Below are 21,756 nucleotides of genomic sequence, written 5' to 3' on the forward strand. Positions count from 1 at the left end.
ACACTTTTTTTATTGGCCAAAGTGAACACTCAAGAATCCTGCTCGGCCTGCGTTGATATAGTCACTCGACGTTTCATACTCTTTATCAAAGGCATTTTCTAGCGTAACACGAGCGTTCCAAAGTGGCGCGAACTGCCAGCCTGCGCGCAAATTAACCAGCCCATAACCATTCAAACGTTGAGTATTGGCGGCATTATCGTAGCGATGATTTTGAGCAATTAATGAGCCACCCAGCGACCAATCGCCAAGCGCACGGTCAGCATCCAAGCGTACACTTTGTGTGGCGCGGCGGGCTAACCGATCGCCGGTATCCTGGTCTTCTGGGTCTAGGTAGGTAAACGCGGCTTGCAGAGTCCAGCCGCTGATTTCGACACCACTGGAAAGCTCGGCACCGCGAATGCGCGCGTTATTAACGTTTTGCGGCGCCCATAACCCGCTTGGCGTCGGTGCCCACGCAATCAGATCATCGTAGTCGTTTTGGAAGGCGGCCCAGTCCCAGAACCACTGGTTATATTGGCCGCGAACGCCTACCTCAACAGTTTCAGACTTTTCTGGATTGAGTTCAGGATTGCCCGAATTCGGCCAATAAAGGTCATTAAAACTTGGCGCTTTAAAGGCGGTGCCTATACTAGCGCGCAGCGTATGATAATTATCCAGGTCGTAACCCAACGCCAAACTACCGGTGACTTCATCGCCATAGGCTTCGTTGTCGTCGTAACGCAGGCTTGCTTGAATGGCGAACGGAGAGAAGTCGAGCAGACCTTGCGTAAACACAGCGGTGTTATCGCGACTGGTGACAGCAAAATCATTGGTACTTGAAACGCGGTCTTCGCTGATTTCAGCGCCAGCGATCAATTCATGAGCGCCAAACTGAAAGTTGTTCTGCCAACGCGCGGTTTGGGTGCGGGTGTCAATCACTGAACTGCCGAAATTATCAACCGTATCCAGCTCATCACGGGCCTCGCTAAGCGTTAGACGACTGCGCCAAGTATCGGTAACCGGTAACTCACCGTAAATACCCGCCACCTGCTGGACGAAGTCATTCTCTCCGCCATCATATTCATTGTTACCACGAGCGCGCAGCGCCAGCACACCCACCTCAGCGCCACTTTCAAAGGTATGCGCAACACGGGCCAGCGCAGAAGTGTTGTCGTAGCCTTTGTCTTCACCACCCCGACGAATGGGCTGGCCGTCGGTATTGAAATGACTACCGGCAAAGCTGTAGCGCGTGCCTCCTTCACGTCCCGAAATGCCTGCGCTTAACCGCTGGGTATTAAATGAGCCACCGCCGACTGAGATTCTGGGTTGCGGGCCCTCTTCATCACCATCAGGCGTAAACAGTTGAATAACACCGCCGACCGCATCTGCACCGTAAAGGCTACCCCTTGGGCCGCGAACGATTTCCGCGCGATCAAACATACGTGGGTCTAAATACTGAAAAGCGGCACCGCCCGCCGTGGCGGATCGTAGCCGAATACCATCGATCATGAGCACGGAGGCATCGCTGGGCGCACCACGCAGATAAACACTGCTGCTTTTGCCAAAGCTGCCGTTGCTAGTGATATCAACGCCCGGCTGGCCGCGCAGAAGATCCGTCAGGCTGGTGGGGTCTTGACGACGAAAAGTAGCCTCATCCAATACGCTAACGGAAGAGAGACTTTCATTGGCGGTACGAGGGGCCAACGCAGCAGTAACGACGACAGGGTCTAGCGCGGCTAATTCGGTCGTCGCTTCAGCATATTGGGCCTGGGCAGAAAAGGAGATGGCTAGCGGTAACGCAGCCATGACAAACGCCACCCGTTTGGCGGTAGTGTGGAAACGGTGGTTCATGTGAGATCCCTTGCTCGTCGTGCTCACCCGCACAACGCAGTTTTTTTGACCGAGCGCAGGGCACAACAAGGGCGTCACCGTAGCATTGCGCTATGGTTCACTGCCCTGAGAGCGCCCACCGCGTCTCGGCATGTATCGGTTCGCTTGAACCGTTACTCTCGGGCCGGTCTCCGGGCTGACGAGCGAAAGGCGTCTCTACAAGTAGAGCCATCCTTATCCGAACGACCACCTTCCCGTGCATGAGCACAGTGGCGTTTTAGCCGTTCTTATCTCGATCACCGTTGCGGGGGCAGCGTTGGAATCACGCGAGGCGTTCACCAACTTCCCGTTTCACTAGCGGCTTTTCAACCGCCAGCACCTGAGAGTGGGCGTAAGCTAGCAACTTGCCTGAGGGAGGTCAATTGAAGTGCGGCGCTAAGCCGCTCAGTATAAAATTTTAGCGGCTACTTAACCGCCATCACCAACCCATGGCGGACATACCACACATGGCTGGCCTGGGTAGTGGCGTCTTGGGCGAACCAGCCGTTGAGATCGCGCAAGCGACGCTGTTCTGGCTGCATGGGCACAATCCCGCGACCGACTTCAGTGGCAATAATGATTAACGCCGCGTTTAGCTTATCGGCACGCTGGCAGAGCGTTGCCATATCGCGCTGCCACTGCTGGCGCAGGGCATCGTTGTCGTCACGCTCAAGGGCAGCGCCAAGCCACTCAAGCACACCGGTAATTACCAGCGGTGTATTGGCGGCTAGCGCCTGCTGGCTATTAATGAGTCGCTGGCCAGCCTCAAGTCGGTGCCAGCTTGCCGAAGGAAAGCGTGACGTTACGGCGTCGCGTTTACCAGCGCAGGCACCGCCGATGAAGAGCTGCATTGCCATTCCCCTTTTCCATGCTCATCTGTCTGATAAATAAGCTGCCAGCGTCTTCCCTGGGCTTGAAGTACCGTGCTGCCCCAGAAGTGGATCGTTTCAAAACGTCGGCGCAGCTCACGAATCACGCCGCCGTGGGTGACGGCCAAAATCTTTTTATGGTCGTTAGCCCGGGCATTACCCGCTAGGTCATACAACCAAGCATCCAAGCGCTCGCGCAGTTGGGCCGCCGATTCGCCGCCGGGAATTTGCAGTTCGCCCACGCTATCGATCCAGGCGCGGTAGTGGGGCAAGTCTTTTAGCTCATCGTAAACTTTGCCTTCATACTCGCCAAAATTGAGTTCGCGCAAGCGTGGCTCAAGGGCTAGGGGCAACCCTTCCCTAGCCGCTTCCGCCCATTTCAGGGTCTGCTGGCAGCGATCAAGGTCACTTGAGTAGATGGCATCGAAATGCTCATTGGCCAAGGCTTCCCGTAGCGCCAGTAGCCCCGCTTCTGCGTCGGGAAAAAGCAGCGGGATATCACGCTGGCCTTGATAACGGCGCTCTAAATTCCAAGCGGTGATACCGTGGCGAACTGCCACCAGCTCCACAGTAAGATCAGTAGCCAAAGCTCTCCTCCTTCGATGGTGGCGCCTACCATATCGCCGTTAATGCCATTAAACAGTCGCAACATGAACCAGCGCATCAGTACCACGAAAACAGTGGCGATTAGCACCATTACCACGACGCTGGGCGCCCACAGCGCAAACACCGCCAGTGGCAGCAGCGCAAACGCCACGTCCTGACCACTAAGCGATTGCTTCCAGCTCCATGCCAAACCCTTCGGCCGGGCGCAGGGAGTCAGCACCAGTAATGCAACGCCTGTCCAGCGCCCTAGCGCGGGGACTATTAACAGCCACCACCAGGGTGCGTGATAAGCTAGTAATGCCCACAGCAGCACGGCCTTCCAGGCAAGCAGAAACACCAGCGCCAACATACCAAAGCTACCGATCTGCGGGTCCTTCATGATCTCCCAACGGCGCGCTAACGGCTGGTTACTGCCCAACGCGTCGGCAATATCCATCACGCCATCCAAATGCAGCCCGCCCGAAAGCGCCACCCATACGCTTAATATGGCCAGTGCGGTGATTGGTGCAGGAACGTTCTGCATGTATATCGCCAATAACCCTATCACGCCACCGATTAACAAACCCACCAACGGATAGGCGCGCACCGCCCAGCGCCGGGTTTCCGGTGTCCAGGGTGCTACTATTGGAATGGGTATCCGAGTCAGAAACTGTAGCGCTAATACCAGCCCAAACAACGCATTTCTCAAACGCACATCTCCCTTTCTCGCTTCCTCTCTTCTTCTTTCCATTCCACGGCACAGCCCGCGATCACCTCAACGACGGAATCGGCTTCCGCCGCCAGCCAGCGATGGGCGCGCTGAAGAAACGCCAGGTAGCGCCAGGTTTCGGCATCCGTAGGCGGTAACGCTTCATTGATATCATTGGAGACAATCACAAAATGCATGCGACGCGATCGGGCATCAGAGAGTGCGTTTGCCAACAGCGCCAATCCCGCCTCTTCACTCAACTCACTGGCATACAGGACTTGACTGGCCCACAGGGTTAAGCAGTCGAGCAGAACGACACTGCCGTCCGGCACCTTGGCTATCGCTTGATCAATACGCAGCGGGGCTTCAATTGTTTTCCACTGAACGTTCTGCCACTGCTCATGCCTGGATTGACGATGGCGGGCCACTCGTTCGGCCATCTCGGCGTCGTAGACGTCGGCAGTGGCTAAGTAATAACAGGACGAACCGCCTGCTGCGCTCACTGCCCGCTGCTCGGCGATGTCGCTTTTACCCGAACGCGCTCCGCCGCTAACGAAGACAATCATTTAGCACCTTTATCAAGCGTCGATTGGCGGGCTCGTCGCGCAGCGCCACCCGCAGCCATTCGCCATTAAGCCCGACAAAATTATGTGTATGGCGCACCAATACGCCCCGGCGCAGCAGCCGCTCAAACAGGATGTCGCTGGTGATGCCCTGCCCTCGCTGTTCCCCCCCAGGGCGAAGCAGGAAAAAACACGCTTGGCTAGGCACTACCTCCAGGCCTAACTGAGTAAGCGCTTGCGCCATACGCGGTCGCTCAGTGGCCAGCCACCGCTGGGTGCGTCGGACAAACACAGCGTCTGCCAGTAGTGGCGCCACTAGTTCAGCCGCGAGGTGATTAACGCTCCAGGGCGGTTGGTGGGCCTGTGCCGCTTGAACAGTCGCCGCATCCGCCAGCAGGTAGCCCAGCCGGAGACCTGGCAGGGTATAAAACTTGGTCATTGAGTGCAGCAGCATCAGATGCGGATAGCGCGCCAACAGCGGTGCCAACGAGCCCTGTTGTGGCGTTTCACCCACCGTATCACCCACCATGTCGACAAAGGCTTCGTCGACCACAACGCAGCAACCAATTGCAGCGGTGTGCGCCAGTATTGTCTGCATCGCTGAGAGGTCGATGAGCGTGGCCGTGGGGTTATTGGGTCGGCAAAGGAACAGCACATCAACGTCGTTGAGTGATGCCAGTAGCGCATCAACATTCAAACTGAAGTGCGGTGCGGGCAGCGCAATCTCGCTGATCGAAAGCCGATGGGCGTGACAGGCACGGGCATACTCGCCAAAGCTTGGGTTGATAATCGCAGCTCGCTGGCCTGCATGCAGTGCGGCGGCGAGATAAATCGCCTCAGCACCACCGTTAGTTAGTAGCACCTGTTCGGGCTGAAGTTGGTGTTGAGCGGCGATCGCATGACAGGCAGCGTGATAGTCTGGTGCTGGATAGTGCTCAAGGCCCGCCAGTTGCTTCGTTAACCAATCGCGAACCCATGCGGGCGGCCCCAGTGGATTCAGGTTGGCGCTAAAATCTTCCAAGCGATGATCTGCTGGCAAACCAAAGTGCGCCAGGAGCGCCTTGGCTTGGCCACCGTGGCTAGGCCATGCATGTGTAATCATAGACGCCTCGAGGCTGTATCTGAAAAACTAGCTGTGCTCACTGGTTTTTCAAACAAAGCCTAAATAATGAATAGTAGCCCAGCTATCACGCCCACTGAGAGCAGCATAAACAACACCCAAGCGCCGTGCATTAAACGAATCGTGGCGTTGATATGGGCAACCCCAAGTATTTCCAATGGTTCACCCAGGGTAGCGCGATGAGAAGCCACGCCCTGATAAAAATTAGTCCCGCCTAGTTGCACACCCAACAACCTAGCTACCATGGCTTCCGGCCAACCGGCGTTGGGGCTGGGATGCCGTGGGGCATCGCGGCAGGTGTCGTGCAGTGCACCTTTCCAGCGCAATCTTAGAATACCTAAAACATTCATTAGCAGGCCGGCGAGCCATAGACACAACGCGGTTAAGCGTGCCGGTAACCAGTTGGCTACATCGTCCAGCTTGGCGGAGGCAAAACCAAAATCAGCATAGCGTTGGTTTTGGTAGCCGACCATCGAATCCAGGGTATTCACTGCTTTATACGCCAGCGCCAGCGGTGCCCCGCCAATCAGGGCAAAAAACAGCGGCGCAGTGATACCGTCCACGGTGTTTTCCGCGACGGTTTCCACCGTACCGCGGGTGATTTCTGCTTCGTCCAAGCTATGGGTGTCGCGACCGACAATCATTCCCAGCGCTTTTCGCGCAGCGGTTAAATCGCCCATGCTCAGCGGCTTTACCACAGCACGGGCCGCATCGCCCAAGCCTTTAATCGCCAGTGTCGTGGAAAGCAGCCAAAGTTCTGCAATAAGCGCCAGCCCGGGGTGCAACTGCATCAGTACTAAAAGCAACAGCCAGCTAATACCCCATACGCCACCGACCACGATGAGCGCTAGCAGCGCGCCGCTCCATCTTCGCTGCTGCGCCGTACCGCGATTCCATAGCCGTTCAAAACTGCTGATAAAGCGGCCCATTATCACCACCGGGTGCGGCAGAGCGCGCGGGTCGCCAACGATTAAATCAATCGCGATCGCCAGTGCGATCAGCGTTATCCCACCTAACGTGGCACCAACAATCATGCCCTCGCCTTGTCACTAACGCCTGCTGAATCAAAGGTGGCCATTTCCGCTATCATCGCTGCCGCTGATTGAAGCAAGGGATAAGCCAGCACGGCGCCGCTGCCCTCGCCTAGCCGCATGCCCAGGTCCAGCAGCGGCTTCGCATCGAGGGCACGTAGCGCCACCTCGTGTCCGGGTTCTTGGGAGCGATGGCCAAAAATCAAATAACCGCGCACGGCTGGACAGATTCGACAGGCGGTTAATGCAGCGACGGTGGCAATAAAGCCATCCACAATGGTCGGCAATCGATGCGCGGCAGCGGCTAAATACGCACCGGTCATGGCGGCAATTTCCAGCCCGCCTAGCTTGGCAAGCACTTCCAAAGGATCCTGTGGGTCAGCATTGCGTGCGGCTATGGCGCGTTCGATTACTGCCACTTTGTGGGTTAATTGCTGCTGATGAATACCGGTTCCCACGCCCGCTAAGCTCGCCACCGACTCGCCGGTTAATACCGCCAGCATTGCGCTACTGGCGGTAGTATTGGCAATGCCCATCTCTCCGACCATGATGCACTTTGCCCCCGTTTTTTTTGCCCGCTCAACCGCTGCCACACCGACGTTAACAGCCTCTAACGCTTGCTCAGGCTGCATCGCATCCGCTACCACCATATTAGCGGTACCGCGGCATACCTTGGCATTGACCACACCAGCAGCCGTAATATCGCTCGCCACGCCGACATCCACGACTTCAATACGCGCGCCAATCTGACGAGCAAAAACATTAATCGCCGCGCCACCCTGAGCAAAGTTCGCCACCATCTGGGCGGTCACCGCTTGCGGAAAGGCAGAAACGCCCTCAGCGGCAACCCCATGATCGGCGGCAAAGACGATCACGGCCGGTGGTGTAATGCTGGGCTTAAGTTCCCCGGTAATGGCGCACAGCTGTGCGGCTAACTCTTCCAATGCGCCCAAGCTACCTGGCGGTTTGGTCAATGTATCCAAATAACGACGCGCTTCTTCACCCGCATGTAAATCAACTGACTGAATGTGGTCAACAATGGCGTGCATGCAGGCTCCGGCTTGGTGAATTGACAATAAAGGTTAAACATGGCGCGCAAAATGGTAGCAAAAGCCTGAGTGCTATACTTGCTATTTCCTTGGTGGCTCTACCAAGCTGTTGGGGTCTTGAGGTTTCACGCTCGTAGCTGCGTGACGTATTCGCCAGCCCACATTCGGGTAAGAAAACTACAAATGCGGTTTTTATTGCCGTAAAGTCTCTTATATCGACGCTAAAAAATGTAAAATAACTACATGCCACACACCGTCTCTATCATGCAGAGGTCCCTATGCCGAGCTCAACACCTGCTACTTTAAACCCCACCGTTGCTGAGGTTACCCAGCGTATTCGTGACCGCTCGAGACAACGGCGTGCTCTATATGAAGCCCATATGGCTGCCCAGCATAAACAAGGCGTACATCGTGGCGAACTTTCCTGCGGCAACCTGGCGCACGGCTTTGCAGGTTGCGACGTGCCTACCGATAAGGGCCGACTTAAGTTAACCAATAGCGCGAACTTGGGTATCGTATCGTCCTACAACGATATGCTTTCAGCCCACCGGCCCTTTGAAGATTACCCTGCTGCGATTAAAGAAGCCGCACGCGGCATGGGCTCAACCGCTCAGTTTGCCGGTGGTGTACCCGCCATGTGCGATGGGGTGACTCAAGGCCAGCCGGGCATGGAGCTATCTCTTTTCTCCCGCGATGTGATCGCCATGGCGACAGCAGTGGCACTTTCCCATAATATGTTTGATGCCGCTCTGTATTTAGGTATCTGCGATAAAATCGTGCCTGGGCTGTTCATTGGCGCGGCCCGCTTCGGCCATCTACCCGCCATATTTGTGCCCGGCGGCCCAATGACGACTGGGCTGCCCAACGACGAAAAAGCACGTGTTCGTCAGCTTTACGCAGAAGGCAAAGCCGGTCGTGAAGAACTACTGGAGGCTGAATCCCAGTCTTATCACAGCCCCGGCACCTGCACGTTCTACGGCACCGCCAACTCTAACCAGTTGATGATGGAGATGATGGGGCTGCATTTACCTGGCGCCTCCTTTGTGAACCCCGGTACTCCCCTACGCGACGCGCTCACCCGTTACGCAACCGAACAAGCTATTCGTAATACCGAGCAAAGTGGCAATTATCGCCCATTCTACAAACAGATTGATGAGCGTGCGATCGTTAACGCCATTGTCGGTTTGTTGGCCTCAGGCGGTTCTACCAATCATACCTTGCACTTGGTTGCCATGGCGGCAGCAGCAGGGATTACCATTAACTGGGACGACTTCACCGACCTTTCAGCCGTTGTGCCCAGCATGACCCGCATTTACCCCAATGGCCAAGCGGATGTTAACCACTTCCAGGCAGCTGGCGGCATGAGCCTGCTCATTCGTGAGCTACTTGAAGCAGGGCTAATGCATGCGGATATTCCTACCGTATTTGGCACTGATATGACCGCCTATACCCAGGAGCCTTTCCTTGAAGAGGGTAAGCTCATATGGAAAGAAGGCCCGACGACCAGTCACGATTCAGACGTACTGCGTCCGGTTAGTAACCCCTTCTCCCCCACCGGCGGCCTTACCGTGCTTGACGGCAACCTTGGCCGTGGCGTGATCAAAATCTCGGCGGTTAAGCAGGCTCATCGGATTGTTGAAGCGCCGGTTAAACTGTTTGATGACCAAAATCAGGTAAAAGCGGCGTTTGAATCCGGCCAGCTTGATCGTGATGTTATCGTTGTCGTTCGGTTCCAAGGCCCCAAGGCCAACGGCATGCCCGAACTCCATAAGCTCACTCCGTTTTTGGGCGTACTCCAGGACCGTGGCTACAAAGTTGCCCTGGTAACCGACGGGCGCATGTCCGGCGCATCGGGCAAGGTACCTGCCGCCATCCACGTCACGCCAGAAGCCGTTGATCGCGGACCACTATCGAAACTCCAAGATGGCGATATCGTGCGCCTTGATGCCGAGAGCGGCGAACTTAACGTGCTCATGGACGCAGCTACGCTTGAAGCGCGCCCTTGCGCGCATATTAGCCTTGAACATAACCACTTCGGCATGGGGCGTGAGCTCTTTGGCGGCTTCCGCCACTTAGCCACTAAGGCTGAAGAGGGGGCGGGTGTATTTGGCGGTTTCGAAGCGGAAGTGCTAGCGCGGGAGCTCGAAAAAATTGAGCAGGAGGACCAATGAGCCGACCGGCCCTCATTGGCGATATTGGCGGCACCAATGCACGCCTGGCGCTAGTAACGCCAGGCGAAATCACGCCGCACGATATTATTAATCTACCCTGTGCTGACTATCCCGGCGTTATCGAAGCGGTTCATGACTATCTGGAACGCGTAGGCGCCACGGGCGCAAACGCGCCCCAAGAGGCTTGTTTAGCCTTCGCCTGTCCCGTTCATGCTGAGCGGGTCAAAATGACCAACAACCACTGGGCGTTTTCAAAAAGTGATGTTCGGCAGACGCTGAATCTGTCGCTTTTTAAGGTCATTAATGACTTCACCGCCCAGGCGCTGGGCGTTCCTCATGTTGCTGCCAGTGAATTGGTCGAAGTCCAGCCGGGCAAGAGCCAAGCGCACGCCACGCGCCTTGTCATCGGGCCTGGCACGGGGCTAGGCGTTGCCGGCGTATTTCCCGGTCAGCGAGCTTGGATTCCGCTTCCCACCGAAGGCGGCCATGTCACCTTCGCACCGACAGATGATACCGAGCGGGCGATTGTGGATGTATTTAAACAACGCCACACACGCATCAGTGTAGAGCGCATATTATGCGGTCAGGGTATAGTAGAGCTTTACCAAGCCTACTGCAGTTTTGAAGGCACTGAGCCACGTTTTACGCACCCAGCGGAAGTCACACAAGCAGCTAACGAAGGCGACCGACTAGCCACTGCTGCCCTACTACGCTTTCTAAAAATTCTTGGCGATGTGTGCGGCGACGCCACTTTAACCATGGGCGCCCGCGGCGGCGTTTACCTATGTGGCGGCATACTACCGCGCCTACTGGACTGGCTGCCAAAAAGCGAACTGCGCGCCGCTTTTAGCAATAAAGGCCGTATGGGCACCTACAACAACGACATCCCTATTTGGGTGGTTACCGCCCCCTGGACCGGCTTATTAGGCGCCGCCGAAGCGCTGCATAACGAAGAAGTTTTCTAACAATATCAATAAAGGAGCGACGGATGACTCCAGTCATCGCATTTGGGGAGGCACTGGTTGATATGCTCTCCAGCCGTTTAGGGGCAGCAACCAATGACCAGGAAACCTTTACGCCCTATGCGGGCGGGGCGCCTGCCAATGTGGCGGTCGCCTGTGCCCGCTTGGGGGTGCCTAGCCAGTTCCTTGGTATGGTGGGCGACGATACGTTCGGACACTTTATCGTGCGCGAACTCGACAGCCACGGCGTAGATACCAGTGGCGTGGTCTACACTCAGCAATCACGCACCGCACTGGCGTTTGTTTCCCGTGATACACACGGTGAGCGCACCTTTGACTTTTACCGGCCACCCGCGGCTGATTTACTTTATCGCCTCGAGCATTTACCCCAGGGCGTATTTGAGAATCCTGCCATTTTACATCTATGCAGCAATAGCCTGACCGACCCAGAGATCGCCGACGTTACCCTGGCGATGGCCACCATGGCCAAACGGGCAGGCTGCTTGGTCAGCGTAGACGCTAATCTGCGTCATAACCTTTGGCCGAGTAGAGAAGCGGATACCCACTTGGTAACGCAACTGCTGGACAGCGCGGAGCTGCTCAAACTTTCCCTGGAAGAGCTTGACTACTTACGTGCCGATCATCCCGCAGAAGCCTGGCTTTCAGAACGGTTGGCATCGGGGGTTAAGGTCATTCTGATCACCGACGGCCCCAATGACGTCGTGCTTAAAGGCGTCGGAATCGACCAGCGCATTGCACCACCAAACGTTGAAGCCGTAGACACCACGGCCGGGGGCGACGCCTTTATTGGTGGATTGCTGGCTGAGCTCTCGGCCCATGGCATCAATGAAAACTGGCAAAACGATAACGCCTTTCTACACCGCGCCGTTGATACTGCTTGCCGCTGTGGTGCCCACGCAGTCACCCGGCCCGGCGCGTACGCGGCGTTGCCAACGCGGGCTGATATTACCTAACCAACAGAAAGCAGAGTATTAACAATATGGCGCGCCTCAAAAAGGCACGCCATTTTTTATGTCTCCGTTAAGGGTTGCTATGCTTCATGGGGGGGTTTCTATACGCGAATTCTATTCGTACTTATGTCTAAAGCTGTTGGCTTGTGCAAATGTCAGACATTTAATAGACTGAGTTCAATAACGTCTATTACGAGACACACCATGACATTGGACGCCCTGCCGCCCCATCAAGGGGGCGCTGAACATTTAGCGCGTTTACTCGCCCAAGCGCTACTAGCAGGCCACTGGCAGCCGGGGGACACCTTCCCTCGTGAATTGGATATCAGCCGACACTTTGCGGTTAGCCGCAATCAGGTCCGTAACGCACTGACCAGCCTCACCGCCGCGGGATTATTAGAGCGTACGGCGGGCCGCGGCACGTTGGTTCGCGAGATAGGAGACTGGCACCTGCTCGACCCACTCATGAGCGAGTGGATGACGGGCCTGGTTAACCTTGATCCTCAGCTGGTACGGGAGATTTACGCTTTTCGCTACTCCGCCGAGCCGGTAGTGGCGGGGCTGGCGGCACTGGCAGCTCAAGCTGAGGACATTGACCAGTTGGAGAATGCTTTTGCGGGCATGCAAAGCACCGCTGGCAGTGTTGATTCGCGTGCCGAGCATGCTGAGTACGACGTTGCTTTTCATGATGCCGCCTACCGGGCCAGCCACAATCTTGTCTGGCGGCAAATGGGGCATTTACTCCGCCCTTCCATCATGGCGCTGGTACACCGTTCGCAGCACCGCACCGACACATTAGACGACAGCCTAGCCCGCCACCGTCAAGTGCTTGAAGCCATACGCAACCGCGATGTCAACGCAGCTGAAAATGCCGCCCGGGAAGTATTGCGCCGCACCGCCACCGACCTTGGCATCGTTAGTCAATAATAGAAGGATGACCGAATATGAAAATCACCCAACTTAAGACTTGGCAAGTTCCCCCGCGTTGGCTGTTCCTCAAGATCGAAACCGACGAAGGCTGCTACGGCTGGGGCGAGCCGGTCATTGAAGGCCGTGCCGCCACCGTTGAAGCTGCCGTACACGAGCTTTCCGACTACCTGATCGGCCAGGATCCTCACCGCATCGAACATCTATGGAACATCATGTATCGCGCCGGTTTTTATCGCGGTGGGCCCATTCTAATGAGCGCCATTGCCGGTATCGATCAAGCGCTGTGGGATCTTAAAGGTCGCGACCTGGGCGTGCCCGTTCATCAACTATTAGGCGGTGCCGTGCGCGACAAAATGCGCATGTATGCCTGGACGGGTGGCGACCGCCCAAGCGACGTCGGCGCTGGCGCCAAAGCGTTGGTCGAGAAAGGTTTTACCGCCTTCAAAATGAACGGCACGCCTGAGATGCAAATCGTCGACTCACACCGTAAGGTCGATGAAGCTGTGGCTCGTGTAGCGGAAGCCCGCAACGCGGTGGGTCCTGATGTGGGTATTGGCATCGACTTTCATGGTCGTGTGCACCGTCCAATGGCCAAAGCGCTGCTGCGCGAGCTAGAACCCTTCCACCCGATGTTTGTAGAAGAGCCGGTCGCCCCCGAGCACTTGCCCTGCTTGAAAGACATTGCCGGTGGTTTAGGCTACCCGCTGGCCACCGGCGAGCGGCTACATACACGCTTTCAGTTTCGCGACCTGCTAGCCGACGGCATGATCGATATTATTCAGCCGGATATCTCTCACTGTGGCGGTATCAGTGAAGGCCTCAAGATCGCTGCCCTGGCATCCGCCTACGATGTCGCCCTGGCGCCTCACTGCCCGCTTGGCCCATTGACCTTAGCGGCTTCGTTACAGCTGGACGCGGTCAGCCACAACGCTTTTATACAAGAACAAAGCATGGGCATTCACTATAACCAGGGCAACGATGTACTCGACTACTTGGTCGATAAGTCAGCACTCGCCATTGAAGACGGCTTCTGCGCCATTCCCCAAGGCCCTGGGCTTGGCGTTGAGATCAACGAAGAATTCGTTGAAGAACGCGCCAAAGTGGGCCACCGCTGGCGTAATCCGGTCTGGGCTCACGAAGACGGCTCTGTTGCGGAATGGTAAGCCACGCGATCAATCTTGAGAGCAAGCCGATGAGTACAAGCCCATGAGTACAAACAAGGCATTAAATAGCCTAGTGTGGATTGCCGTGGACTGGGGTTCCAGCAACCTGCGTGCCTGGGGGTTGGATAAAGACGACCAAGTGATTAGCCAAGCCAGTAGCGATAAGGGCATGCTGTCGCTAAAGGCCAATGAGTATGAAGCCGAACTGCTGCGACTGGTGGGCAACTGGTTGCCCGCCACTGGCCAGATTGATGTAGTGGTATGCGGTATGGCGGGTGCCCGCCAGGGCTGGCTGGAAGCCGCCTATTTGCCGGTACCCACGCGGCTTGACCAACTCAGCCTGGGTGCGGTAACGCCCATGCTGACGGGCAGCCAGTTACGTGTTTATCTGCTCCCGGGATTAAGCCAAACCCGCAGTGCCACGACGAACTTTGATGTGATGCGCGGCGAAGAGACCCAACTGGCAGGCTTGGTCGCCGAGACGCCAGGTTTTTCGGGCCTCGCCTGCCTACCTGGCACCCACGCCAAATGGGCGACGCTTGAAGCTGGCGCCGTTACTCAGTTCACTACCTATCTAACTGGTGAGCTTTACCAACTGCTAGCACGCCAATCGGTTTTACAGCACTCTATTGGCAATGACGACCTCAACGACGCAGTTTGTCTTGACGCTTTTACTGCAGCAGTCAAAGAGAGTTATGAAGCGCCAGAAGCATTCAGCAGCCGCCTATTTGGCCTGCGCGCGCAAGATTTACTCGATAGCCAACTTCCTGCTGGGAAAATGCGGGGTGCAACACTTGCTGCAAGGCTCTCAGGTCTTGCCATCGGCCTTGAACTCTCCGGCGCCTGTCGTCAGCGCTCTAACGATGAGCCAATCATGTTGATTGGCGGTCAAGCCCTTTGCCATCGCTATACCGTGGCACTGAATACGATCGGCTACCAGGCGCAGCATTTGGAGGGCGATAAGGCGGTGCTTGCGGGCTTACGGCTAGCCCACCATGCGTTATAGGTTTGAGGCTGCCGCCATTGTTGTGCCGTACATAAGTTGTGCCGTACATAAGTTATGCCGTACATGAAATGGAGAGATTGCCTATGTCACTGCCACTGATTGGTATTTTACGCGGTGTTACCCCCGAAGAAGTCGTTGAAATCGCAGAAGCGGTGCTGGCCGCGGGAATTACGAAAATTGAAGTGCCGCTCAACTCACCCAACCCACTGGAAAGCATTCGTCTGCTGGTGAATGCATTTGGTGAACGCGCATTGATTGGCGCAGGCACAGTATTGACGGTTGCTCAAGTGCGCGATGTGTACGACGCTGGAGGACGATTAATCGTTTCGCCCAACTGCCGACCCGCGGTGATTGAAGAAACGCACCGGCTTGGCATGGCAAGTTGGCCAGGCATTGTCACACCTTCCGAAGCCTTCGATGCACTCGATGCAGGCGCTACCGGGCTTAAATTATTCCCGGCGGTACAGGTTGGGTTAGAAGGTATGAAAGCCGTACGCGCGGTACTACCGCCAGGTACACTTTTATATGCAGTGGGCGGCGTAGGCGTCGACAATTTTGCCCAGTGGCGCGCTGCAGGCGTCGATGGCGCTGGTCTTGGCAGCGCCTTATACAAACCCGGCCAAAGTGCCTCTCGGGTAGGTCAACAGGCGCAGGCCCTGGTCGACGCTTGGCAAGCGGGAGAACAATAAGGAAAACAATAAGGAGAACAAGCTAAAATGAATACCGACATGAGTGTTTCAACGTGGCAGGCCGAATTAGCGGTCGATTGTCGCTGCACCCTGGGTGAAGGCCCGCAGTGGGACGCTGATAACGAACGTCTTTGTTGGTGCGATATTCTCGAACAGCGGCTGCACTGGTTGTCACCTATCAGTGGGGAGAGTGGTCATTACCAGCTTGATCATATGGTATCGCTGGCCGCTCCACTCGATAGCGGCGGCCTGCTACTAGTCGGTGAAGACCGCTTGAGCCGCTTCGACCCAAGCAACGGCAGTACTGAAACGTTTTGTGATTTTGAAGCCGATAACCCTATCACCCGTAGCAATGATGCCCGTGTAGATCGTTACGGCAGCCTATGGCTTTCCACCATGGGAAAATCCGCTGAAAAAAACGCAGGCAGCCTTTACCGTCTCCATCGCGGTAGGCTCACGCGTTTGCGCTCAAACCTGACGATACCCAACGCCATTTGCTTCTCGGCTGATGGCCAGTTTGCCTGGTTTACCGATACAGTGACGGGCGTAGTGATGCGCTGGTCGCTCGACAGTGAGGGTTGGCCCCAAGGCGAACCGCAGCCCTGGGCAGACTTTTCCTCAACAACAGGCAATCCTGATGGCGCGGTAGTGGATAGCGAAGGCTGCCTATGGCTGGCCCTTTGGGGCGCGGGCCGGGTTGTTCGTCTGGACCATAACGGCCAAGTTATCGGTCGTATTGAGCTTCCCGTCAGCCAACCTTCTTGCTCAGCCTTTGCTGGCCAGGACCTAAAAACACTGTATATCACAACGGCCCAAGAGGGGTTTAGCGCTGAACAGCTTGCCCAGGAGCCAACCGCCGGCTCGCTTTATGTCGTCGAAACCGGTGTCAAAGGGCTAGCCGATCCGCTGCTGCGTCTAGAATAAACGTGTTGCCATTACTCCAAGCTAACCCTCTGTCATTGTAAGCAAGGCGAAGCAATCTCGGGGTATCTGGCATCGAAAGTTGAGATTGCCGCGTCGCTGCGCTCCTTGCAACGACGCTGTTTTAAACAAAAGGCCCCGCTAGTAAATACTAGCGGGGCCTTGTCGTTACGGCTTCACTTCGTCGCTGCTCAGTATGGCAATTAACCAGCGAAGCTTATGTACATAACGATTACCAATACCACCAAAACGATACCGGCGGGCACGGCGCCTTTCCAAGGCGTTAGATCTACATCTCCGCTGTGCTCCTGAATCCAGTCCGTTTCCCTTGGGCGAACCTTGCCAATAATCAGCATCATCACTACCAACAGTACGAAGACTAGCGCCACAAAGTGGAACTCATGCATGATCTGCGGTAGTAGAGTAAACGGCGGTACAAAATAGCCTGCGGCAATCAATAAGCAGCCACCCACCAAGCCAATTTTAGCCGCCATGGGAGGAACGCGCTTCGTTAACAGCCCGACCAGTACCACCGCCAGGATTGGAATAAAGTAGATAGCGTTCATTTTTTGCAGATAGCCAAACAAGCTCTCCTGGCCTGCCAGCAGCGGCGCAATAATCATGGTGATAATAGCCATGATCCAGCCAAACACCTTGCCCGACTTAACAACCTGCGCTTCTGTAGCGTCCTTATTCAGTACGCCTTTATAGATACCCAGACTGAAAATCGTGGTGGTACTGTTCAACGCCGAGTTAAACGACGACAAAATCGCACCAACCATGACCGCAGCGAAAAACCCGGTTAGGTAAGGTGGTAGTACGTTGAACACCAAGTGACCATAGGCCTCATCGGCACGCACGCCCTGGTCGGCATAAAGGTGATAAGCAATGATGCCGGGCAGCACTAGGTAGAGTGGCCCCAGCAGCTTGAAGAGACCGGTCAACAGGACGCCCTTTTGCCCTTCAGCAAGGTTCTTCGCTGCAAAGGTGCGTTGGATAATCTGCTGGTTAGTGCTCCAGTAGAAAAGGTTAATCAGGAAAACGCCGGTAAATAGGGTGAAAAATGGCACTTGCTGCTCGGAGCCGCCAATCGAATTAAGCTTCTCCGGGTCGCTCTCTTTAAGGATATTCCAGCCTTCTATAACGCCAGTACCGTCACTGACGGCCTGCAAGCCGAAATAGACAATAACGAAACCGCCAATCAATAGACCAACACCGTTAAGGGTATCGGAAACCGCTACCGTGCGTAGTCCACCAAACAGTGCATACACCGACCCGATAATGCCAACAATCCAGACCGTTAACCATAGCAGTGTCGTGGAAGACTCAATGCCGGTTAACCCTTGGAGGTCGAGCATCCCCTGCAAGCCTATAGCTCCCGAATAGAGAATAATCGGCAAAAGAATGACGGCATAAGCAATCAAAAAGATAATGTTCGTGATTAGCTGGGTATCTTTATCAAAGCGGATTTCGAGCAGTTGCGGTAGCGTAGCAATACCGCTTTTCAAAAAGCGGGGTAGGAAAAATAACGCCAATGCAACTAGCGCAATGACCGCCACTACTTCCCAGGCCATGACGCTCAAGCCATCGGCAAAAGCAGCGCCGTTAAGCCCCACCATTTGCTCGGTGGAGAGGTTGGTCATCAGCAAGGAGCCGGCGATCAAGGGGAAGGTTAAAGTGCGTCCAGCGAGAAAGTAGCCACTGGTGCTTGAGTGGTCATCTCGGCGAGTGATACGCCAAGTGATAAAGGCGACAAGTCCTGTAAAGAACAGGAAGGACGCCAGGGTCAACGCGTGCATTTTGACTCACCTCATCATCATTATAAGTGGCACGCACGATACTGTATGCGCGTATAGCGAAATGTCAGACAAATCGTTTAGCTATTTTAGTTGAGCTAAATTTAGCCCGTTATACGCCTTTGGTCTTATACAATTTATGAAGCGTTCAAAAAGCCGTAAAACTCAACAAAAGCCCCAGTTATGCTTTTAAAACCTAACGTTTAAAAACATAAACTGGGGCTATGTCGAACACTGTGCGAAGTTGGGCAACTACCGCTTATTTAATGATGAAAACGCTCAGCTGCTTGGCGGGCCAGTTCACGAATGCCCTCCCAATCTTCTGCTTCCACCATCCCTTTAGGCGTCAACCATGAACCGCCGACACATATAACGTTTGGCAACGATAAATAGTCCTCAGCGTTGTCAACTGTGATGCCGCCCGTCGGGCAAAAACGTGCTTCAGGAATGGGTGCGCCAAACGCTTTGATTGCTTTGGCGCCGCCGCTGGATTCCGCAGGGAAGAATTTGAACCGGCGGTAGCCATACTGCCAGCCGGTCATCAGTTCAGAAATTGTGGATACGCCCGGCAGCATCGGCACTGGGCTTTCAACACCATATCGATAGAGCGCCTCCGTCGCGCCAGGCGTAACAACGAAATCGGCACCCACTTGTTCAGCCTGGCGGTACTGCGCTGGGGTTAATACCGTCCCCACGCCAATGCTCGCGCCCGGCAGCGCTTCACGCATGCGCTTGACTGCTTCCAGGGCACAGTCGGTGCGCAGGGTGATTTCCAGCACAGTTAGCCCACCCTCCACCAAAGCGCGCCCTAACGGTACGGCGTCTTCCAGGCGCTCAATAGTGATGACAGGAATAACCTCGGCTTTCGAGCAAATGCTATCAAGCTCTGCGGTGCGCGTGGACGGTAACTGTTTTTCGATAGTCATTAGTGAGACTCCAAGCAAATTATTATTGGCTAAGGCGGCTATTTCTCAAGAGCCAATCTTCAAGGGCCAAGCGTTAAGGACTGAGCTTTAAGGACTGAGTTTTAAGGGCTGAGCTTTAAGAATTGGCCTCAAGGCGCCCAATAAATCGCCAGTGGGCAGGTTAAGAAAACGCGTATAGGCAGTTGGCGCGCGTCGTCGCCGCTTAATGCTTTGGCCAATACGGCACGTTTATCATCCCCGGTAATATGCAACATATGGCGACGTGCCTGATGCAGCCGGTCGGCTGAAAATGTTATCCGCGGCTGTGGCTGGCTAGGGGTGCGCACAGCCACCAGCAACTCACCGGTGGCTAGCGCCAGATCTAACTCACGGCTGTCAGGAAATAGTGAGGCAGTGTGACCATCGCCGCCCATGCCCAAAACCACAACGCTAGCCGGCCATGCCAGGGAAGACGTGCGCTTGGCTACTTCCTCGACCCCTTCTTCAGGAGTCTGGGTCGCACAAGTTAACGGTATAAAATTAGCCGCCTTCGCTTCGCCTTGAAGAAGATGCTCACGCACCAATTTGGCGTTGCTGTCGCTGCTTTCTTCCTCTACCCAGCGCTCATCGGCAAGAGTGACAACTATGCGCTCCCAGGGTAGTGTTTTCGCCGCCAGCGCTTTAAAAAAGGGCACCGGCGTTGAGCCGCCAGAGACAACTAATAAAACACGCTCTTGGTGGTTTAAATCTTCTTGAAGGGCTTGAAACACCGCTTCGGCAAGCTGCTCTGCGAGCTGTTGGCGTGCTTGGCTCATATTAATAATCCTCGTACCAGCTGCGGCCGTCTTGGGTGATCATGGCGATAGACGCAACGGGCCCCCAGGAACCTGCAGGATAGCGGCGTGGCGGCGTATCGCGTTTTTTCCAACCGTCGATTAACTGATCGCACCAGCGCCAGGCGTGTTCGATTTCATCGCGTCGAACGAACAGGTACTGCTGCCCTTTCATCACCTCCAATAGCAGGCGTTCGTAGGCATCCGGTATCCGCGATTTGGGAAAGGCGCTATTGAAGTCCAGGTGCAGCGGGCCGGGGCGTAGGCGCATGCCTTTGTCCAGGCCGCTGTCTTTGGTTAATACCTGCAGGGCGATGCCCTCTTCCGGCTGTAGGCGAATAATGAGTTTATTTGAAGCGATGCCACGCTGATCCGGGTCGAAGATATAGTGTGGCTGCTGACGGAAGTGAATCACAATCTGCGACAGTTTCTCCGGCATGCGCTTACCTGTGCGCAAATAGAAGGGCACGCCCGCCCAGCGCCAGTTGGACACCTCGGTTTTCATGGCCACAAACGTTTCGGTCTGGCTCTGGGTATTGGCATCCTCTTCTTCTAAATACCCAGGCACTGACTGGCCATCGCTGGTCCCCGCGATGTACTGACCACGAACCACATCGCGCCCAAGCGCTTCGCCCACAAAGGGCTTAAGGGCTTTTAAAACCTTTACCTTCTCATCGCGAATGGCGTCAGCGTCCAAATTAGAGGGAGGATCCATTGCGATTAAACATAGCAGCTGCAATAAGTGGTTTTGCACCATATCGCGCAGCTGACCTGCCTCATCAAAATAGCCCCAGCGCCCTTCGATACCTACTTTTTCAGCAACGGTAATCTCCACATGGGAGATATTGTTTTGGTTCCACTGGGTGCCAAACAGCGGATTGGCAAAGCGCAGTGCAATCAAGTTTTGTACTGTTTCTTTACCTAAATAGTGGTCGATACGGTAGATACGCGACTCGGGAAACACCTCGCCAATAGCGTCGTTAATTTCAACCGAGGAGTGCAGATCGTAGCCGATGGGTTTTTCAACCACGACGCGAGACTCTTCATCCAGGCTTTTGCTGGTCTGCAGGTGTCGGCAAATATCGCCATAAATACGCGCACCGACAGAAAGATAAACCACCATAGGACGAGGCGAGCCCTTTCGCCACTGGCGAATAGTGTCATACCCATCGACACTGGAGAAATCGAGTTTTAAGTAATCCAAGCGCGCGAGAAAACGCTCAAGGCTCTGCTCGTCTTGTTCGCTGCTTTTCAGCCGCTTCTGCAGCGCTTCATTTACCCGTTGTCGAAAAGACACCGCATCGTGCTCTTGGCGAGCCAGTCCCATAATGCGCGTGCTTTCAGGCATCAAGCCTTCGCGATCAAGATGGTATAAAGCAGGGAATAGCTTGCGCATGGCAAGATCACCCAGCGCTCCAAAAAGCGCTAAATCAATAGCATGATTCGGATCACCAAGCACAGCACCTTGGGAAGCATTGGACTGGCTCATCGTTGCTCCTATTTATAATTAGGCTATCTAATGTAGTTAGATTACCTAAAATCTACCGTAAAGTGGGCATTATACGCAATAATTCGTGTAATTTTACTACAAAAATAATCCGTAATGATAATGGGGTAATTTTAAAATCCACCCGA

Annotated in this window: 20 protein-coding genes and 1 riboswitch; of the genes, 8 read left to right on the forward strand and 12 right to left on the reverse strand. The window is 55.1% G+C overall.

Annotated elements, in window-relative coordinates:
- Positions 1 to 9 precede the first annotated feature (9 nt).
- From ACW44H_RS11530 to cobT, 8 genes are all read right to left on the reverse strand, one after another.
- The gene (locus tag ACW44H_RS11530; protein WP_457504620.1) at positions 10 to 1,830 is read right to left on the reverse strand and encodes a TonB-dependent receptor domain-containing protein; all 1,821 of its coding nucleotides are present in this window, start codon (positions 1,828 to 1,830) and stop codon (positions 10 to 12) included.
- A gap of 144 nt (positions 1,831 to 1,974) precedes the next feature.
- Positions 1,975 to 2,207: riboswitch (cobalamin riboswitch) on the reverse strand.
- A 66-nt stretch (positions 2,208 to 2,273) separates the two neighbouring features.
- Positions 2,274 to 2,699 (reverse strand): bifunctional adenosylcobinamide kinase/adenosylcobinamide-phosphate guanylyltransferase, encoded by a 426-nt coding sequence (locus ACW44H_RS11535; RefSeq protein ID WP_457504621.1) that lies wholly within the window; start codon positions 2,697 to 2,699, stop codon positions 2,274 to 2,276.
- Positions 2,651 to 3,304: a histidine phosphatase family protein gene (locus ACW44H_RS11540; protein ID WP_457504623.1), complete on the reverse strand. Its 654-nt coding sequence runs from the start codon at positions 3,302 to 3,304 to the stop codon at positions 2,651 to 2,653. Before ACW44H_RS11540 ends, ACW44H_RS11535 begins: the two co-directional genes overlap by 49 nt.
- Positions 3,241 to 4,011 carry an adenosylcobinamide-GDP ribazoletransferase gene (cobS, locus tag ACW44H_RS11545; RefSeq protein WP_457504625.1) on the reverse strand — a complete coding sequence of 257 codons (771 nt, stop codon included), beginning with the start codon at positions 4,009 to 4,011 and terminating at the stop codon, positions 3,241 to 3,243. Before cobS ends, ACW44H_RS11540 begins: the two co-directional genes overlap by 64 nt.
- The gene (locus ACW44H_RS11550; RefSeq protein WP_457504627.1) at positions 4,008 to 4,577 is read right to left on the reverse strand and encodes a bifunctional adenosylcobinamide kinase/adenosylcobinamide-phosphate guanylyltransferase; all 570 of its coding nucleotides are present in this window, start codon (positions 4,575 to 4,577) and stop codon (positions 4,008 to 4,010) included. The genes cobS and ACW44H_RS11550 overlap by 4 nt, the downstream gene beginning before the upstream one ends.
- Positions 4,561 to 5,676 (reverse strand): threonine-phosphate decarboxylase CobD, encoded by a 1,116-nt coding sequence (gene cobD / locus ACW44H_RS11555; protein ID WP_457504628.1) that lies wholly within the window; start codon positions 5,674 to 5,676, stop codon positions 4,561 to 4,563. The genes ACW44H_RS11550 and cobD overlap by 17 nt, the downstream gene beginning before the upstream one ends.
- Before the next feature lie 59 nt (positions 5,677 to 5,735).
- On the reverse strand, positions 5,736 to 6,728 hold the full coding sequence (gene cbiB / locus ACW44H_RS11560) for an adenosylcobinamide-phosphate synthase CbiB (RefSeq protein WP_457504629.1): 993 nt from the start codon (positions 6,726 to 6,728) through the stop codon (positions 5,736 to 5,738).
- Positions 6,725 to 7,774: a nicotinate-nucleotide--dimethylbenzimidazole phosphoribosyltransferase gene (gene cobT, locus ACW44H_RS11565; RefSeq protein ID WP_457504630.1), complete on the reverse strand. Its 1,050-nt coding sequence runs from the start codon at positions 7,772 to 7,774 to the stop codon at positions 6,725 to 6,727. Before cobT ends, cbiB begins: the two co-directional genes overlap by 4 nt.
- A 278-nt stretch (positions 7,775 to 8,052) precedes the next feature.
- Between cobT and edd the strand changes: the two genes are divergently transcribed.
- From edd to ACW44H_RS11605, 8 genes are all read left to right on the forward strand, one after another.
- Positions 8,053 to 9,945, forward strand: a complete 1,893-nt coding sequence (edd, locus tag ACW44H_RS11570) for a phosphogluconate dehydratase (RefSeq protein WP_457504631.1) — start codon at positions 8,053 to 8,055, stop codon at positions 9,943 to 9,945.
- Positions 9,942 to 10,910 carry a glucokinase gene (gene glk, locus ACW44H_RS11575; RefSeq protein WP_457504632.1) on the forward strand — a complete coding sequence of 323 codons (969 nt, stop codon included), beginning with the start codon at positions 9,942 to 9,944 and terminating at the stop codon, positions 10,908 to 10,910. The genes edd and glk overlap by 4 nt, the downstream gene beginning before the upstream one ends.
- A gap of 23 nt (positions 10,911 to 10,933) precedes the next feature.
- A complete protein-coding gene (locus ACW44H_RS11580; RefSeq protein WP_113269514.1) occupies positions 10,934 to 11,881 on the forward strand; it encodes a carbohydrate kinase family protein in 948 nt (315 codons plus the stop codon).
- 201 nt (positions 11,882 to 12,082) lie between these two features.
- Positions 12,083 to 12,805, forward strand: a complete 723-nt coding sequence (locus ACW44H_RS11585) for a FadR/GntR family transcriptional regulator (RefSeq protein ID WP_113269513.1) — start codon at positions 12,083 to 12,085, stop codon at positions 12,803 to 12,805.
- A 17-nt stretch (positions 12,806 to 12,822) separates the two neighbouring features.
- Positions 12,823 to 13,971, forward strand: a complete 1,149-nt coding sequence (gene dgoD, locus ACW44H_RS11590; RefSeq protein WP_113269512.1) for a galactonate dehydratase — start codon at positions 12,823 to 12,825, stop codon at positions 13,969 to 13,971.
- Between the two features lie 43 nt (positions 13,972 to 14,014).
- Positions 14,015 to 14,977, forward strand: coding sequence for a 2-dehydro-3-deoxygalactonokinase (locus ACW44H_RS11595; RefSeq protein WP_113269511.1), 963 nt, complete (start codon positions 14,015 to 14,017; stop codon positions 14,975 to 14,977).
- Positions 14,978 to 15,060: 83 nt separating this feature from the next.
- Positions 15,061 to 15,666: a 2-dehydro-3-deoxy-6-phosphogalactonate aldolase gene (locus ACW44H_RS11600; protein ID WP_113269510.1), complete on the forward strand. Its 606-nt coding sequence runs from the start codon at positions 15,061 to 15,063 to the stop codon at positions 15,664 to 15,666.
- Between the two features lie 39 nt (positions 15,667 to 15,705).
- Positions 15,706 to 16,590, forward strand: coding sequence for an SMP-30/gluconolactonase/LRE family protein (locus ACW44H_RS11605; protein ID WP_457504635.1), 885 nt, complete (start codon positions 15,706 to 15,708; stop codon positions 16,588 to 16,590).
- Between the two features lie 200 nt (positions 16,591 to 16,790).
- On the opposite strand, the gene ACW44H_RS11610 is transcribed toward ACW44H_RS11605, so the two are convergent.
- The 4 genes from ACW44H_RS11610 to zwf all read right to left on the reverse strand — a co-directional run bounded on the left by ACW44H_RS11610 (position 16,791) and on the right by zwf (position 21,610).
- Positions 16,791 to 18,386 carry a solute:sodium symporter family transporter gene (locus tag ACW44H_RS11610; protein WP_113269508.1) on the reverse strand — a complete coding sequence of 532 codons (1,596 nt, stop codon included), beginning with the start codon at positions 18,384 to 18,386 and terminating at the stop codon, positions 16,791 to 16,793.
- Positions 18,387 to 18,646: 260 nt separating this feature from the next.
- Positions 18,647 to 19,309, reverse strand: coding sequence for a bifunctional 4-hydroxy-2-oxoglutarate aldolase/2-dehydro-3-deoxy-phosphogluconate aldolase (locus ACW44H_RS11615; protein ID WP_113269507.1), 663 nt, complete (start codon positions 19,307 to 19,309; stop codon positions 18,647 to 18,649).
- A gap of 128 nt (positions 19,310 to 19,437) precedes the next feature.
- Positions 19,438 to 20,103: a 6-phosphogluconolactonase gene (pgl, locus tag ACW44H_RS11620; RefSeq protein ID WP_113269506.1), complete on the reverse strand. Its 666-nt coding sequence runs from the start codon at positions 20,101 to 20,103 to the stop codon at positions 19,438 to 19,440.
- A 1-nt stretch (position 20,104) separates the two neighbouring features.
- Complete coding sequence (zwf, locus tag ACW44H_RS11625) at positions 20,105 to 21,610, reverse strand: glucose-6-phosphate dehydrogenase (protein WP_113269505.1); 1,506 nt, start codon at positions 21,608 to 21,610, stop codon at positions 20,105 to 20,107.
- Positions 21,611 to 21,756 lie beyond the last annotated feature (146 nt).

This window comes from Vreelandella sulfidaeris Esulfide1 (assembly GCF_054072535.1).